This is a genomic window from Devosia elaeis (assembly GCF_001650025.1).
Lineage (GTDB): Bacteria > Pseudomonadota > Alphaproteobacteria > Rhizobiales > Devosiaceae > Devosia > Devosia elaeis.
Genome location: NZ_LVVY01000098.1, coordinates 23,577 through 38,240, shown reverse-complemented (window position 1 = coordinate 38,240; position 14,664 = coordinate 23,577). Strand labels below are relative to the sequence as shown.

Annotated in this window: 14 protein-coding genes; 6 read left to right on the top strand and 8 right to left on the bottom strand. The window is 65.0% G+C overall.

Annotated elements, in window-relative coordinates:
- Positions 1-168: 168 nt before the first annotated feature.
- On the bottom strand, positions 169-1,752 hold the full coding sequence (gene serA, locus A3840_RS13480) for a phosphoglycerate dehydrogenase (RefSeq protein ID WP_067457688.1): 1,584 nt from the start codon (positions 1,750-1,752) through the stop codon (positions 169-171).
- 152 nt (positions 1,753-1,904) lie between these two features.
- A complete protein-coding gene (locus A3840_RS13475) occupies positions 1,905-3,086 on the bottom strand; it encodes a phosphoserine transaminase (protein WP_067457685.1) in 1,182 nt (393 codons plus the stop codon).
- Positions 3,087-3,278: 192 nt separating this feature from the next.
- On the opposite strand from A3840_RS13475, the gene A3840_RS13470 reads away from it, so the two are divergent.
- A complete protein-coding gene (locus A3840_RS13470) occupies positions 3,279-3,482 on the top strand; it encodes a DUF2934 domain-containing protein (protein WP_067457683.1) in 204 nt (67 codons plus the stop codon).
- Positions 3,483-3,507: 25 nt separating this feature from the next.
- Here A3840_RS13470 and A3840_RS13465 read toward each other — a convergent pair whose 3' ends face one another.
- Both A3840_RS13465 and A3840_RS13460 read right to left on the bottom strand, forming a co-directional pair.
- Positions 3,508-4,230, bottom strand: a complete 723-nt coding sequence (locus A3840_RS13465) for a Crp/Fnr family transcriptional regulator (protein WP_067457680.1) — start codon at positions 4,228-4,230, stop codon at positions 3,508-3,510.
- Positions 4,220-4,504, bottom strand: a complete 285-nt coding sequence (locus A3840_RS13460) for a DUF6894 family protein (RefSeq protein WP_131798326.1) — start codon at positions 4,502-4,504, stop codon at positions 4,220-4,222. The genes A3840_RS13465 and A3840_RS13460 overlap by 11 nt, the downstream gene beginning before the upstream one ends.
- 186 nt (positions 4,505-4,690) lie before the next feature.
- Here A3840_RS13460 and A3840_RS13455 point away from each other — a divergent pair, with 186 nt between their 5' ends.
- From A3840_RS13455 to A3840_RS13440, 4 genes are read left to right on the top strand one after another with little or no spacing between them, the layout of a single operon-like run.
- Positions 4,691-5,992, top strand: a complete 1,302-nt coding sequence (locus tag A3840_RS13455) for a PQQ-dependent sugar dehydrogenase (RefSeq protein WP_067457674.1) — start codon at positions 4,691-4,693, stop codon at positions 5,990-5,992.
- Between the two features lie 10 nt (positions 5,993-6,002).
- Positions 6,003-6,977 (top strand): ABC transporter substrate-binding protein, encoded by a 975-nt coding sequence (locus A3840_RS13450; protein ID WP_067457671.1) that lies wholly within the window; start codon positions 6,003-6,005, stop codon positions 6,975-6,977.
- Between the two features lie 38 nt (positions 6,978-7,015).
- Positions 7,016-7,738: an ABC transporter permease gene (locus A3840_RS13445; RefSeq protein ID WP_245676619.1), complete on the top strand. Its 723-nt coding sequence runs from the start codon at positions 7,016-7,018 to the stop codon at positions 7,736-7,738.
- On the top strand, positions 7,723-8,442 hold the full coding sequence (locus A3840_RS13440) for an ABC transporter ATP-binding protein (protein WP_067457665.1): 720 nt from the start codon (positions 7,723-7,725) through the stop codon (positions 8,440-8,442). Before A3840_RS13445 ends, A3840_RS13440 begins: the two co-directional genes overlap by 16 nt.
- Before the next feature lie 11 nt (positions 8,443-8,453).
- Here the strand turns inward: A3840_RS13440 and denD are convergent, their stop codons facing one another.
- Together denD and A3840_RS13430 are read right to left on the bottom strand one after the other, a co-directional pair.
- Positions 8,454-9,437, bottom strand: coding sequence for a D-erythronate dehydrogenase (denD, locus tag A3840_RS13435; protein ID WP_067457662.1), 984 nt, complete (start codon positions 9,435-9,437; stop codon positions 8,454-8,456).
- Positions 9,438-9,573: 136 nt separating this feature from the next.
- Positions 9,574-10,302: an outer membrane protein gene (locus A3840_RS13430; protein ID WP_067457659.1), complete on the bottom strand. Its 729-nt coding sequence runs from the start codon at positions 10,300-10,302 to the stop codon at positions 9,574-9,576.
- A gap of 291 nt (positions 10,303-10,593) precedes the next feature.
- Between A3840_RS13430 and A3840_RS13425 the strand changes: the two genes are divergently transcribed.
- Entirely contained in the window at positions 10,594-11,037 is a 444-nt protein-coding gene (locus tag A3840_RS13425) for a GNAT family N-acetyltransferase (protein WP_067457656.1), read from the top strand.
- A 29-nt stretch (positions 11,038-11,066) separates the two neighbouring features.
- Here A3840_RS13425 and glmM read toward each other — a convergent pair whose 3' ends face one another.
- Entirely contained in the window at positions 11,067-12,410 is a 1,344-nt protein-coding gene (gene glmM, locus A3840_RS13420) for a phosphoglucosamine mutase (RefSeq protein WP_067457653.1), read from the bottom strand.
- A 120-nt stretch (positions 12,411-12,530) separates the two neighbouring features.
- A complete protein-coding gene (gene ftsH / locus A3840_RS13415) occupies positions 12,531-14,462 on the bottom strand; it encodes an ATP-dependent zinc metalloprotease FtsH (protein WP_067457650.1) in 1,932 nt (643 codons plus the stop codon).
- Positions 14,463-14,664 lie beyond the last annotated feature (202 nt).

The window sequence follows — 14,664 nt, the reverse complement described above, 5'->3', positions numbered from 1 at the left end:
CTCGGGGCTTCCATCAACCAGGTGAACCCGGAGGTTTTTATGCCGTCCGGCGCTTCGGCGCGCGCGAGCGCTGCGGAAGGCTCTTTGACATCGGGCGCCGGGAAGCGCCCTCGCGCAAATGCAAAAAGGCGGCCCGGAGGCCGCCTTTGGAAGCCGGGAAAGGCCCGGTCAGAACTTGAGCGTCTTGGCCTGCTTGACGCCTTCGAGCCTGGCGATCTGGTCGAGCTGTTCATCGGTCAGCGTGCCGTCGATGGAGACGAGCGCGATGGCGTCGCCGCCAACATCGGCACGGCCGAGATTGAAATTGGCGATATTGATGCCCAGCGTGCCGAGCAGGGTGCCGAGGCGGCCGATATGGCCCGGCTTGTCCTCGTTGGTGACATAGAGCATGGACGGCGCCAGTTCGGCTTCCATGTTGATGTCCTTGACCTGGATGATGCGCGGCTTGCCATTGGCGAAGATGGTGCCGGCCAGGCCGCGGGTCTGCCGCTCGGTGGTGACGGTCAGGCGGATATAGCCTTCATAGGCGCCCTGCTGGTCGCGGGTGGTGGTTTCCACCACGATGCCGCGATCCTTGGCGATCTGCGGGGCCGAGACCATGTTGATGTCGCCCAGGGACGGCTTCAGCACGCCATTGATGGCGGCGGCGACCATGGGGCGGATATTGAGGCCGGCCGGGGTGCCTTCGAACTCGATCTTGATGCCCGAAATCGAGGTCTCGGTCAGTTGTCCGGCAAAGGAGCCCAGGGCTTCGGCCAGCTTCACCCAGGGGGTGATGATCGGGGCTTCCTCGGCCGAAATCGAGGGGAAGTTCAAGGCATTGGTGATTTCGCCGGTCATCAGGTAGGCCGAGATCTGCTCGGCGACCTGGAGAGCCACGTTCTCCTGCGCCTCGGTGGTCGAAGCCCCCAGATGGGGGGTGCAGATGACATTGGGCAAGTCGAAGAGCGGGTTGTTCTCGGCCGGTTCGACCAGAAACACGTCGAGCGCGGCGCCGGCCACCTGGCCGGATTTGAGCGCGTCGTAGAGCGCGGCTTCATCGATCAGGCCGCCGCGGGCGCAATTGACGATGCGCACGCCCTTCTTGGTCTTGGCCAGGGTCTCGGCATTGAGGATGTTGCGGGTGGCGTCGATCAGCGGGGTATGCAGGGTGATGAAGTCGGCACGGGTGAGCAGGTCCTCCAGCTCGACCTTCTCGATGCCGAGCGTCTGGGCGCGTTCGGGGGTGAGGAAGGGGTCATAGGCGATGACCTTCATGCGCAGCCCGATGGCGCGGTCGGCGACGATGGAGCCGATATTGCCGGCGCCGATCAGGCCGAGCGTCTTGTTGGTCACTTCCACGCCCATGAAGCGGTTCTTCTCCCACTTGGAGGCGCGGGTCGAGGCGTCGGCTTCGGGCAATTGGCGGGCCAGGGCCATCATCATGGCAATGGCGTGCTCGGCCGTGGTGATGGAATTGCCGAAGGGCGTGTTCATCACGATGATGCCCTTCTTGGTTGCGGCCGGAATATCGACATTGTCGACGCCGATGCCGGCGCGGCCGATGACCTTGAGATTGGTGGCGGCGGCGATGATCTTCTCGGTCACCTTGGTGGCCGAACGGATGGCCAGGCCATCATATTGGCCGATGACTTCGAGCAGCTTTTCCTTGTCCTTGCCGAGATCGGGCAGGTAATCCACCTCGACGCCATTGTCCTTGAAGATCTGGACGGCGGTGGGGCTGAGTTTGTCGGAGACGAGAACTTTGGGCATTTTTGCGAGTCCTGCTTTTGGTTGCGGGAGCAGGATTTGAACCTGCGACGCCGCTGGAATGAGATGGCCAAATCCGCTGCCTCCTCTCCATCGTCATTGCCGGGACAAGCCCGGCAATGAAGATCAATGAGGGTTCGGCGCGGCTATCGTTCTTAGACCGCCGCCTTGAGCGCGGCCTTTTCCTCGGCAAAGGCCCAGTCGAGCCACGGCGTCAGCTTGGCCAGGTCATCGGCTTCGATGGTCGAGCCCGCCCAGATGCGCAGGCCCGCCGGAGCGTCCTTGTAGGAGCCGAAATCGTAGGCCACGCCCAGCTTGTCGAGGCGCGCCACGATGGCCTTGGCGAAGGCGGCCTGCGCTTCGGCGTCGAGAGCGGTGATCGCGGGGTCGACGATGGAGAGGCAGACCGAGGTATTGGAGCGCTGCTCGGGCACCTTGGCCAGGAACTCGACCCAATCGGTCCCGGCGACCCAATCGGCCAGGACCTTGAAATTGGCGTCGGCCCGGGCCCGCATGGCCTTGAGCCCGCCAATGCCGAGACCCCATTGCATGGCGTCGACGGCGTCCTCGATGCAGAGCATGGAGACGGTATTGATGGTCTCGGCCTTGAAGATGCCCTCGATCAGCTTGCCGCCCTTGGTCAGGCGGAAAATCTTGGGCAGCGGGCGGTCGGGCTTATAGGTTTCCAGCCGCTCGACGGCGCGGGGCGACAGGATCAGGATGCCATGTGCGGCTTCCCCGCCCAGGGCCTTCTGCCAGGAGAAGGTGACGACATCGAGCTTGGCGAAATCGAGCTGTTGCGCGAAAGCGGCCGAGGTGGCGTCGCAGATGGTGAGGCCCTGCCGGTCGGCCGGGATCCAGTCGGCATCGGGGACGCGGACGCCCGACGTGGTACCGTTCCAGGTGAAGACCACGTCGCGGTTGAAATCGACCTGGCCGAGATCGGGCAGTTCGCCATAGGGGGCGTCGATCACGCGGACATCGTCGAGCTTCAATTGCTTCTGGACATCGGTGACCCAGCCGGCGCCGAAGCTTTCCCAAGCCAGTATGTCGACGCCGCGGGCGCCCAGGGCGCTCCAGAGGAACATTTCCACCGCGCCGGTATCGGAGGCCGGCACGATGCCGATGCGATAATCGGCCGGAACCTCGAGCAATTCGCGCGTCAGGTCGATGGCCTGCTGGATACGGGCCTTGGCGATCTTGGCGCGGTGCGAGCGGCCGGTCAGGGCGCCGGACAGCGCTTCGAGCGTCCAACCCGGACGCTTCGAACAGGGACCCGACGAAAAATTGGGATTAGCCGGTTTGACCGCCGGTGCGGTTTGGGGCGTATCAGCCATATCAAGCGGCCCTCCCAGGCCTATTGTCTCGCGTTAGGGCGAGATGTCCTGAGGCCGCAAATACGCCTGTGATGGAACGGCGTCAATGGGATTCGCATTGCCGGCAGAGAACCGGGCATGGGCAGGTTAACTCATGTTAATTCCGGGCCGGCGCGCGCGGCCTAGAGTGTCGGGGCCGCTGGAGAGCAAGTTATGAACGAGGCGATGGACCCCTGGGGAGACCCGATATTCGAGCAATCGGTGCGCGAAACCGCCTATTTTCTCTGGGAACAGGATGGCCGGCCCGCCGGGCGGGAACAGGAATATTGGTTCGCCGCGCTGGAGCGGTGCCTGAGGCGCCGGCAATCGGACATGGAATTGCAGCGCTCGTTGGAGGAGCGGGGCGGGGGCGAGTGAGGAGGTATTTGCCCGGTGGTCCGCCCTATTCGTCGGACAGGTGCAGATAGCTCGAATCGAATTGCGCCAGACTGGCGAGGCGCGCCCAATCGAGAATTTCGGCCTGGCCATTGGCGAAGGAGAGCATGGCTTCGGCGCGCAGCGCCTGGAGGGTGCGATTGGCATGGACGATGGACATGCCCAGGGCGTCGGCAAGGTCGGTCTGGGTCGCGGGGAAGGGGAAGGTATTGCCCGAGACGCCGTTCACCACCTTGAGACGGGTATAGAGCTCGCAGAAGATATGGGCCATGCGCGCCTCGGCCGAGGCCTGGCCGATCAGCATCATCCAGGTCAGGAACTGGGCGGCGTCGATCAGCGTGTCGCGCCAGAGCAGGTCGGTCAGCGCGGGCTGGTCGCGCAGCATGGCGCGAATGGCCTTGTGCTCGATGAGCCCGATGACCGATTGGGTGGTGGCCGACAGCGTGTAGTCGACCTTGCGCAGATGCAGGCTCTGCAGGTCGGGAATGTCGCCCGGCGGGTGGAAGGACAATATCTGCCGATTGCCGTCCTTCATGGTCTTGTGCCGGTGCAGCATGCCCGACAGCACGACGCAGCTATGGGTCATGATATTGCCGTCCATGACCACGTCGTGGCCGCGATTGATCCGCGCGACCTGGATGGGCAGGTTCCGGATCGCTTCGGCCTGTTGGGGATGCAGCCGGCCGATGGCGGCCAGCTTGGCGATCAGGACCTCGATATCACTCGTCATGATTGTCCTTGCTGTCCGCCGGGGCAGAGTTTCCGGGCGCGGGGCGGGTGGCGCGGAAATCGATGCGGGCCTCCGAGATTATGGAACGGGTTTCGTCGAGAATGACGATGCGGAACAGCCGGCTGGCGCCGTCGCCGGGAATTTCCTGGGCCGCGATTTCGGAGAGGGTGCGGGTGGCCTCGTCCTTGGCGGTTTCGATATCGGGCAGGTCCACACCCTGCGGGTCGGGCGCGAAATTGGCGCCATCGTAAAGGTCGAAATAGAATCTGGGCATCGGCAACCTCCGGTGCTGGAACAGCGAGGGGAGCGGGAATGTTCCATCGGTCGCCCAAACGCCGTTCCCTCGACTCCGGCGAAGCCATGCCGCTCCGCCCCTACCAATTGCGGCTTCCAGAATGGGGCGAAAGGCTTTAGCCTGTGGGCCTCTCCTGACTTCTCCTCTCCATTTCCCGAGACGATAATGGCCGAACCCTCGCTCTTTGCCCGTTTTGTAGCTCTTGTCGGCGGCATTGCCGTGGCGGTTCGCCATGCGGGCGACGGGCCGCGTCAGCCGGCCTATGGCACCCGGCCCGCCATCCCCGATCCCAAGCCGCAGGGAAAAATCCCCACGCTGAAAATGCCGACGGCCAAAGGCTGGGAAGGCGACCATCGGCCGACCCCGGCGGCGGGGCTCAAGGTCAATGCCTTTGCCAAGGGGCTGGTTCATCCGCGCAATGTCTACGTCCTGCCCAATGGCGACGTGCTGGTGGCCGAATCCATGGGCGAGGACGGCAAGCCGAGCAGCCTGTTCGACCGGGCCATGGCGGCGACGATGAAGCGGGCCAAGGCCCGGGGGCAGAGCCCAAACCGGGTGACGCTGCTGCGTGACGCCGATGGCGATGGCGTGGCCGAGGAACGCCATGTGCTGATCGAGAATGTGCGCCAGCCCTTCGGCATGGCGTTGATCGGCGACATCCTCTATGTCGGCGCGTCCGATGCGGTCCTGTCCTATGATTATCAACAGGGGATGACCAAGATAACGGCGCCCGGGCGGAAGCTGATGGACCTGGTGCCCGGCGGGCACTGGACGCGCAACCTGATCGCCTCCCACGACGGCACCAAGCTCTATGTGGCGGTCGGTTCGCTCAGCAATATCGCCGATCAGGGCATGGCGGCGGAAGAGAACCGCGCCTGTATCCACGAGCTGGACCTGGCCACCGGCACCTCGCGCATTTTCGGCGCGGGTCTGCGCAATCCGGTGGGCATGGCCTGGGAGCCGGAAGGCGGGCATTTGTGGACCGTGGTGAACGAGCGTGACGGGCTGGGCGACGAGACGCCGCCCGATTACCTGACCTCGGTGGTGGATGGCGGGTTCTACGGCTGGCCCTATTGCTATTGGGACCGGGTGGTGGACGACCGCGTGCCGCAGGACGCGGCCAAGGTCGCTTCCGCCCTGCAGCCCGATTATGCCCTGGGCGGACACACGGCCTCGCTGGGCCTCTGCTGGCTGCCGGCAGGGACCTTGCCGGGCTTTCCGCAGGGCATGGCCATCGGCCAGCATGGATCCTGGAACCGCTCGAAACTCTCCGGCTACAAGCTGGCTTTCGTCGAATTCCAGAACGGCAAGCCGGTCGGCATGCCGCGCGAAATCCTCACCGATTTCCTCTCGGCGGACGAGAAATATTCCTTCGGGCGGCCGGTGGGCGTGGCCTTGGCCAGGGATGGCGCCGTGCTGATGGCGGACGATGTGGGCGACGTCATCTGGCGCGTTACCGGCGCATAGGAGCAGGGCGATGATCGCGCGGATATTGGCGGCCGGCCTGGTGCTGGCCGGCATGGCCATGACCTCCTGGGCCCAGGACAAGCTGGTGCTGGGCCTGCAGGAAAGCGGCACGGTGCAATGGGAGATCGAGGCCATTCGCCAGCTGGGGCTCGACACGGAGCATGGCGTGGACCTGGAAATCCGGCCGCTGGCCGACAGCCGGGCCGGGCAGATCGCCCTCCAGGCCGGCGCGGTGGATGTGATCCTTTCCGACTTCACCTGGGTTTCGGCGCAGCGGGCGGCCGGCAGCGTTTTCACCATGGTGCCGCATTCGCTGGCCGTGGGTGGGCTCATCGTGCCGGCGGACAGCGCCATCGAGACGGTCACCGACCTTGAAGGCAAGGTGATCGGGGTGGCCGGCGGGCCGGTGGACAAGAGCTGGGTGGTGTTGCAGGCCTATTACGTGGCGCTGACCGGGGGGAGCCTGTCCGAGGCCGCCGAGGCGCGGTTCGGGGCGCCGCCGCTGATCAACGAATTGCTGGGCGCGGGCGGTATCGAGGCCGGGCTCAATTTCTGGCACTGGAATGCCCGCGCCAAGGCTGAGGGCATGCGCGAGGTGATCTCGGTGGCCGGCATGTTCCAGGGGCTGGGCCTGTCCGAACCGCCGCCGCTGCTGGGCTGGACCTTCAGCGAGGATTTGGCGGCGGAAAAGGGCGAGGCGCTCACCCGTTTTCTCGACGCCTCCTTTGCCGCCAAGGCGGCGCTGCTGGCCGATGACGAGGTGTGGGACGGGCTTGCCGCGATCATGGGCGCGGCGGACGATCCGGCCCTATTCGCCCAATTGCGCGACGATTATCGCCTCGGGATCGTCACGGGCTATGATCCGGACGACACGCGCCTGGCGGAACTGGCCTTTGCCCTGCTGGCCGAGTTCGGCGGACCCGATGTGGTCGGCGCGCAGACCGAGCTGGCGCCGGGCACGTTCTGGGGAGGATACAGCAAATAAAGCGGGCGGGACGGGAGCGCGGCGGGATCGGCTGGGAAGTGCTTTCCCTGCCGCTTCTGCTCGGGTTCTGGCAGGTCCTGGCCATGCTCGCCGCGCATCGGCTGTTTCCCACGCCGATCGCGGTGGCCGAGGCGATGGCGACATTGGCGCTGGAAGGGCGCCTGCTCGAGGACCTGGGCAAGACGCTGGCACGGGCGCTGGCCGGCTTCGGCCTGGCCATGGCCCTGGGCATCGCGCTGGGCCTGGCGCTGGGGCGACAGGCCTGGCTCGACCGGCTGTTCTCGGCCTGGCTGGTGGTGGGACTCAACCTGCCGGCCATCATCGTGGCCATCGTGCTTTTTATTTGGCTGGGCCTCACCGAGACGGCGCTGATCGCGGCAGTGGTGATCAACAAGGTGCCGCTGGTCATCGTCACCATCCGCGAGGGTGTGCGCAGCTTTTCCGCCGATTACGATGAATTGGCGCGAGCGCTGCGGCTCGATTGGTGGACACGGCTCCGGCGCATCCATTGGCCGCAATTGCTGCCCTTCATGCTGGCGGCGGCGCGGACCGGATTGTCGCTGATCTGGAAGATCGTATTGGTCTTCGAAGTGCTGGGCAGCGATGGCGGCGTGGGCTATCGGGTCAGCGTCTTCTTCCAGTTCTTCGACGTCACGGCGATCCTCGCCTATACGACCAGCTTTATCCTGGTGGTGCTGGCCTTCGAATATGGAATTTTGCGGGTGCTGGAACGGAGGGCCTTTGCATGGCGCCGGGCCTGAGCATCGCCATCGCCGAAAAGCGGTTTGGATCTGCCCCGCCGCTTTTCAGCGATTTCCGGCTGGAGGTCGCGCCGGGCAGCATATTGGCGCTGCTGGGGCCGTCGGGAATCGGCAAATCGAGCCTGTTGCGGCTGCTGGCCGGGATCGATCGGGATTTCTCCGGCACCATCGCCATTGACGGCGTGGCGGCGGACCGGGCGCCGATGCCCGGTTTCGTGTTCCAGGATGCGCGGCTGCTGCCCTGGCTTTCGGCACGGGACAATGTGCTCTTGGCCGCCCCGGCCCTGGGCGCGCCGGCGGCGAAAGCGCTGCTCGACCAGGTCGGGTTGGGCGGGCGCGGACCGGATTTTCCGGCGCAATTATCGGGCGGCATGCAGCGGCGGGCGGCGCTGGCGCGGGCCCTGGCCGCCAATCCGGGCCTGCTGCTGCTGGACGAACCCTTCGTGTCGCTCGATGCGGCCCTGGCCGCGGAAATGCGGGCCTTGCTGGCCCGGCTGATCGCGGCGAACCAGCCCAGCATGGTGCTGGTGACCCATGACGCGGAGGATGCCGCGCGGCTGGCGGATCGCGCCGTGGTGCTGGCGGGGCGGCCGGCCGCCATCTTCGCCGATCTCGCCCTATCGGTGCCGCAGGCGGAACGGGACGAAGCGCAGGTGGCCGAATATCGCCGGCGGCTGGACGCCCTTGCCAAAGGGCCGGCCTAAGGTCGGGAGTCCTAGTGGACCCGCCCGCCGAGTTCGTCCTCGATATGCGCCTCAACGATGGCGTCGAAGCTGGTTTCGGCCCGAAAGCCCAGTTCGGTGGCGCGGCTTGCGTCGAAATTCTGCGGCCAGCCGGCGACGATGCGGGCGATAATTGGATCGGGCTCGCGGCGGATAAGGCGCAGAGCCTTTTCGCCGCCGAAGCGCCGCAAAGCGGCGATCTCTTCGGCAATGGTCGCCGAAAGTCCCGGCATGGTCAGCGTGCGGCGCTGGCCCAGAGGCGTGGTATCGAGATTGGCCGCATGCAGAAGGAAGCCGATAGCGGCGCGGGGCGAGGCGAACCAGTGGCACACCCCATCATCGACGGGCAGCACGGCTTCGAGGCCCGCCAGCGGCTCGCGGATAATGCCCGAGAAGAAGCCGGACGCGGCCTTGTTGGGCTTGCCGGGACGCACCACGATAGTGGGCAGGCGAATGCCGATGCCGTCCACGAAGCCCCGGCGCGAATAGTCGGCCAGCAGCAATTCGCAGATCGCCTTCTGGGCGCCATAGCTGGTGAGGGGCGTATGGATATGGTCGTCGGGAATGGCGGCGGGCAGGGGCTCGCCGAAAACCGCGATGGACGAGGTGAAGACCAGGCGCGGGCAATAGGGTTCGGCCAGTCCTTCCCGGCGGATGGCCTCGAGCAGCAGGCGCGTGCCGTCGAGATTGATGGCATAGCCTTTTTCGAAATCGGCCTCGGCCTCGCCCGATACGATCGCCGCAAGATGAAAGATGACATCCGGGCGGCCGGCGAGCAGGCTGGCGGCGGCGCCGGGGGCCGAAAGATCGGCGGCGACGCATTTGACCGGCAGGCTGGTGCCGGGATTGGCCGGTGCCACGACATCGGCCAGCGTCAGTGCCGTAATGGCCCGACCGCCCAGGGCGCCATCGGCGATCAGCCTGTCGGTGAGTTTGCGTCCGACCATGCCGGCCGCACCGATGATGAGAATATGCACAAGAACCTCCCGCTTTCTTCCCATTGAGCATTGCGGGGGCGCCGGCGTCCAGAGCGGGCGACGCAAAAAGGCCGGTGTCTGGTGACACCGGCCGAAATGGTTCGTGGACGGATGTGGCGATCCGCCACGCGCCCGGTCAGTTGAAGCGATAGCGGACGGTGCCGCGCACTTCGTGGACCCAATTGTTGTCGATCGAATAGGGATAGGTCGTCGCGTTGTTTTCGATGCGGTTGATATAGAGGGCGCGATAGCCCAGATCGGCGACGAAGGGCCCGAAATCATAGCCGAGGCCGGCCATGGCGGCGGCCGCGAAGCTGGTGTTCTGGCCATGAACGTCCGGAACGGCCGAGCCGGTGGAGATGACATCGTTGAAGGCGACGCCGGCGCCGGCGCCGACATAGCCGAAGGCACCGCCGGCGGCCGAATAGCCGTCACCGAAGCCAACATCATAATAGGCGTTGGCCAGAACGACGGTGGAGCGCAGCGACAGGCGGTGGACGCCATTGGTCAGCGTGCCGGACGTGTCGTTGATGGTGGTGCGCATGTCCTCATTGGCCAGGCGATCCACGGTGAGATCGAAGCGCAGGCCGGTTCCGGTCTCGTAGCCGGCACCGACGCCATAGGAATAGCCGTAGCCATAGCCGTCGATGGCGAAGGTGTCGGGCGTGGCCGAGGGATGGTTCACATGATGGGCCCACATCAGGTTCAGCCCGGCGCTGCCGCGCAGGTAGAACGAGCCGGTATAGCCGTAATCGACATCCGGGATTTCGATGACGGGGGGATAATAGGGTATGTCGGCCGCGAGGACGGGACCGGCGACAGCGGCGGCTCCTGCCGCGAGTATCGCAACGGTAAGCTTGCGCATTGAAGTAATTCCTTTGGTTGCCACGACCCCAGTCGATTGCGGCCAATATCGCGGAAACTTCTTAAGGCGCACTTAACCTAAACTCTTAACCTTAATGACCCGTCTGCTGCAGGTATTACTGAAGTATTTCGGCACGCTCCGTTGTTAGGGATTTGGTGAGGATTGCGGCAGCGCGGAAGCCGGGCACGGCATTGCCTCCAGCTTCCCGCCATATTATCACCGCCGCCTGTATCGGGCGGTCGGGAGAGAGGCCGGCCGGCAATGACGAACGATGGCTAAGCGAGGGCACACATGGACAGGCCGCAGATACGCCGCGCGACGGTGGCAGACGCCCCGGTGCTTACCGCGCTGATGCATGCTTCGGGTGCCTATCAGGGCAATTACAGCAGCATTCTGGATGGCTATGAAATCACCCCGGCGCAGATCGAGCGGGATGTCATCTACCTGGCCGAACAGGATGGGCGGATGACCGGCTTTTACAGCCTCGTCCCGGTGGGCGAGCCGGAACTGGATTTGCTCTTCGTCGCCGATGACGCGCAGGGCACGGGTCTCGGCGCGCTGTTAATCGGGCATATGAAGGAACAGGCTCGCCAGCGCGGCATCACCCGGATCAAGATCGTGTCGCATCCCCCATCGGCCGGCTTTTACGAGCGGATGGGCGCCACGCGCATCGGCACGGCGCCGAGCACGCCAAAGGTCGGCTGGACCCGCCCGATCCTCTCGCTGGACCTATGATGGCCCCTGCCGCATCCTGACGGCGGCGCTCAGGCGACGTCGCGGATGGCGGCTTCGATCTGGGCGACGGCCTTTTCGACCAATTGGGCGTCGTCGGCTTCACCCATGACCCGGATGACCGGCTCGGTACCGGAGGCACGCACGACGATGCGGCCGGCATTGCCCAGCAGGGACTGGCCGTCGGCGATGGCCTGGATGACCAGCTTATGCTCGAGCGGCTTGCCGGAGGTGAACTTCACGCTGCGCAGCAGCTGGGGCACCTTTTCGAAGCGGGCGCAGATCTCGGAAACGGGAATGCCCTTCTGCTTGAGCACGCCGAGCAATTGCAGCGCGGCGACCAGGCCATCGCCCGTGGTGGTGAAATCGGACAGGATGATATGGCCCGATTGCTCGCCGCCGACATTGAAGCCCTTGGCGCGCATGGCCTCGAGCACATAGCGGTCGCCGACCTGGGTGCGTTCGAGAATGAGGCCGAGATTGGTCAGGTGCCGTTCGAGGCCCAGATTGGACATGATGGTGGCGACGATGCCGCCGCCGGTGAGCATGTTGCGCTCCAGCCAGCTTTCGGCGATCACCGCCATGAACTGGTCGCCGTCGACCACATGGCCCTTTTCATCGATGATGATGACGCGATCGGCGTCGCCGTCCAGTGCGATGCCGATATCGGCGCGCACTTCCTTGACCTTGGCGGCCACGGCCTCGGGGGCGGTGGAACCCACCTTGTGATTGATGTTGAAGCCATCCGGCTCGGCCCCGATGGTGAAGACCTCGGCGCCCAGCTCCCACAGGGCGATGGGGGCGACCTTGTAGGCGGCGCCGTTGGCGCAATCGAGCACGATGCGCAGGCCCGAGAGGTCGAGGTTCCGCGGCAGGGTGCGCTTGGCATATTCGATATAGCGGGTGCGGGCTTCCTCGTCGCGATGGGCGCGGCCGATATCGCGGCCCTTGGCGAGGTAGCGGGTCATGTCGCTGTCGATGAGCTTTTCGATTTCGGCTTCGAGCTCGTCGGAGAGCTTGTAGCCATCGGGCCGGAACAGCTTGATGCCGTTATCGTCGTAAGGATTGTGCGAGGCCGAGATCATGACGCCCAGATCGGCGCGCAGCGATTGCGTCAGCATGGCGACGGCGGGTGTCGGCATGGGGCCGAGGAAATAGACATCCATGCCCACGGCGGTGAAGCCGGCGCCCAGGGCGCTTTCGATCATGTAGCCGGAGCGCCTGGTATCCTTGCCGATGACGACGCGGTTGCGGTGGTCGCCGCGCACGAATTTGGCGCCGGCGGCCATGCCGATGCGCAGCGCCAGCTCGGGGGTGAGCTTGGTGCCATTGGCGAGACCGCGGATGCCGTCGGTGCCGAAATATTTGCGGGCCATGATCGCTTCCCCGAGACTGGTTTGGTTATTTGAGTACCACTTGCCCTGGAATAATTCAGGTTCGGGCAAAGAGAAAGGGTCACCTTGCGGCGACCCTCAATCCTGTTTTGGGGCGAAAGCCTAGCTGCCCGGCTGCGGTTCCATGCCCGGCTCGGGCGGGGAATCGGGGCGCTTCTTGGTCGATTTGCCGGCCGTGGGCACGCCGGTGGCCTTGGGCGTGGCCGGGCCGTTATCGTCCGGACGCACCGGCTGCTTGCCGTCCATGAGGGCGCGCAACTCGTCGCCGGTCAGGGTTTCGTATTCGAGCAGGGCCTGGGCAATGGCTTCCCACTGATCCTGGTAGGTGGTGAGGATATGGCGGGCCGAGGCTTCGCCGTCCTCGATCAGCTTGCGCACTTCCTGGTCGATGATGCGCGCCGTATCGTCCGACATGTGCTGCGACTGCGTCACCGAATGGCCCAGGAACACTTCCTGGTCATTGGATTTGTAGCGCACGCGGCCCAGCTTTTCGCTCATGCCCCATTCCATGACCATGGAGCGGGCGAGCGAGGTCGCCATCTGGATGTCGCCCGAGGCGCCGGAGGTCACCTTTTCGGGGCCGAACTTGATGATCTCGGCCTCGCGGCCGCCGAACAGCATGGTCAGGCGCGCCAGGGCCTTCTCGCGGGAGAAGGAATAGGAATCGTTCTCGGGCAGGGTCATCACCATGCCCAAGGCGCGGCCGCGCGGGATGATGGTGGCCTTGTGGATCGGGTCGATGCCGGCGACCTTGAGCGCGATGATGGCGTGGCCGGCCTCGTGATAGGCGGTCAGCTTTTTCTCGTCGTCGGTCATGGCCATGGTGCGGCGCTCGGCGCCCATCATGATCTTGTCCTTGGCGTCCTCGAATTCCTGGTGGGTGACGAAGCGCTTGTTGCGCCGCGCCGCCATCAGGGCGGCCTCGTTGACGAGGTTCATCAGGTCCGCGCCGGAGAAACCGGGCGTACCGCGAGCCAGGACCTTGAGGTCGACGTCGGGTGCCAGCGGCACCTTGCGGACATGGACCTTGAGCACCTTTTCGCGGCCCGACACGTCGGGGTTCGGCACGACGACCTGGCGGTCGAAGCGGCCGGGACGCAGCAGGGCCGGGTCGAGCACGTCCGGGCGGTTGGTGGCGGCAATGAGGATGATGCCCTCATTGGCCTCGAAACCGTCCATCTCGACGAGAAGCTGGTTCAGCGTCTGCTCACGTTCGTCGTTACCGCCGCCGAGACCGGCGCCGCGCTGGCGGCCGACGGCGTCGATTTCGTCGATGAAGATGATGCAGGGCGCGTTCTTCTTGGCCTGTTCGAACATGTCGCGGACGCGGGACGCGCCGACGCCGACGAACATTTCAACGAAGTCCGAGCCGGAAATGGTGAAGAAGGGCACATTGGCTTCGCCGGCCACCGAGCGGGCCAGCAGCGTCTTACCGGTACCCGGCGGACCCACCAGCAGCACGCCGCGCGGGATACGGCCGCCCAGGCGCTGGAATTTTCCGGGATCGCGCAGGAATTCGACGATTTCTTCCAGGTCCTGCTTGGCTTCGTCGACGCCGGCGACGTCTTCGAACGTCACCTTGCCCTGGGTTTCGGTCAGCAGCTTGGCGCGCGACTTGCCGAAGCCCATGGCGCCGCCGCGCCCACCGCCCTGCATCTGGCGGATGAAGAAGAACCACACGCCGATGATGACGAGGAAGGGCAGCCAGGAGGAGAGCAGGATCGACCAGAACGGGCTCGATTCCGGCGCGCGAGCGGTGATGCTCACATTGCGGTCCTCGAGCTTGGTGATGACATCGGCGCCGTTCGGGATGATGGTCTCGAAGCGGGTGCCGTCATTGAGCTGGCCGGACACGATGTCATTGGTGATGGTGACGCTGGTCACCCGGCCCGCATCGATATCGGAAACGAACTGCGAATAGCTTTTTTCCGCAACGGAAATTGAGCGCGTCGAAGACTGGAAGACCTGGAACAGGCCCATCAGCATAAAGAGAATGACCAGCCAGATGGCAAAGTTGCGGAAATTTCCGTTCATCAAATCCTGTCCCGGAAGGGGGCCGGCCAAAAACGCCGACTATGGGGCCGAATGTAAGGCCCGCATTGGGGCGTTACAAGGGCAAGACCTCTTCTGTTCGGCCGTCGCCGTCCAGTCATATTGTCGCGATGGGGTTAATAGGGGGTGGCTGGTCCCGCCATTTTCCGCATCCACGCGAGGATCGCGCCTGGGGTGAGGTACG

Bases quoted from the DNA above. Each gene is read 5' to 3' on its own strand.
- serA (WP_067457688.1), bottom strand. From the start codon at position 1,752: ATGCCCAAAGTTCTCGTCTCCGACAAACTCAGCCCCACCGCCGTCCAG.
- A3840_RS13475 (WP_067457685.1), bottom strand. From the start codon at position 3,086: ATGGCTGATACGCCCCAAACCGCACCGGCGGTCAAACCGGCTAATCCC.
- A3840_RS13470 (WP_067457683.1), top strand. From the start codon at position 3,279: ATGAACGAGGCGATGGACCCCTGGGGAGACCCGATATTCGAGCAATCG.
- A3840_RS13465 (WP_067457680.1), bottom strand. From the start codon at position 4,230: ATGACGAGTGATATCGAGGTCCTGATCGCCAAGCTGGCCGCCATCGGC.
- A3840_RS13460 (WP_131798326.1), bottom strand. From the start codon at position 4,504: ATGCCCAGATTCTATTTCGACCTTTACGATGGCGCCAATTTCGCGCCC.
- A3840_RS13455 (WP_067457674.1), top strand. From the start codon at position 4,691: ATGGCCGAACCCTCGCTCTTTGCCCGTTTTGTAGCTCTTGTCGGCGGC.
- A3840_RS13450 (WP_067457671.1), top strand. From the start codon at position 6,003: ATGATCGCGCGGATATTGGCGGCCGGCCTGGTGCTGGCCGGCATGGCC.
- A3840_RS13440 (WP_067457665.1), top strand. From the start codon at position 7,723: ATGGCGCCGGGCCTGAGCATCGCCATCGCCGAAAAGCGGTTTGGATCT.
- A3840_RS13430 (WP_067457659.1), bottom strand. From the start codon at position 10,302: ATGCGCAAGCTTACCGTTGCGATACTCGCGGCAGGAGCCGCCGCTGTC.
- A3840_RS13425 (WP_067457656.1), top strand. From the start codon at position 10,594: ATGGACAGGCCGCAGATACGCCGCGCGACGGTGGCAGACGCCCCGGTG.
- glmM (WP_067457653.1), bottom strand. From the start codon at position 12,410: ATGGCCCGCAAATATTTCGGCACCGACGGCATCCGCGGTCTCGCCAAT.
- ftsH (WP_067457650.1), bottom strand. From the start codon at position 14,462: ATGAACGGAAATTTCCGCAACTTTGCCATCTGGCTGGTCATTCTCTTT.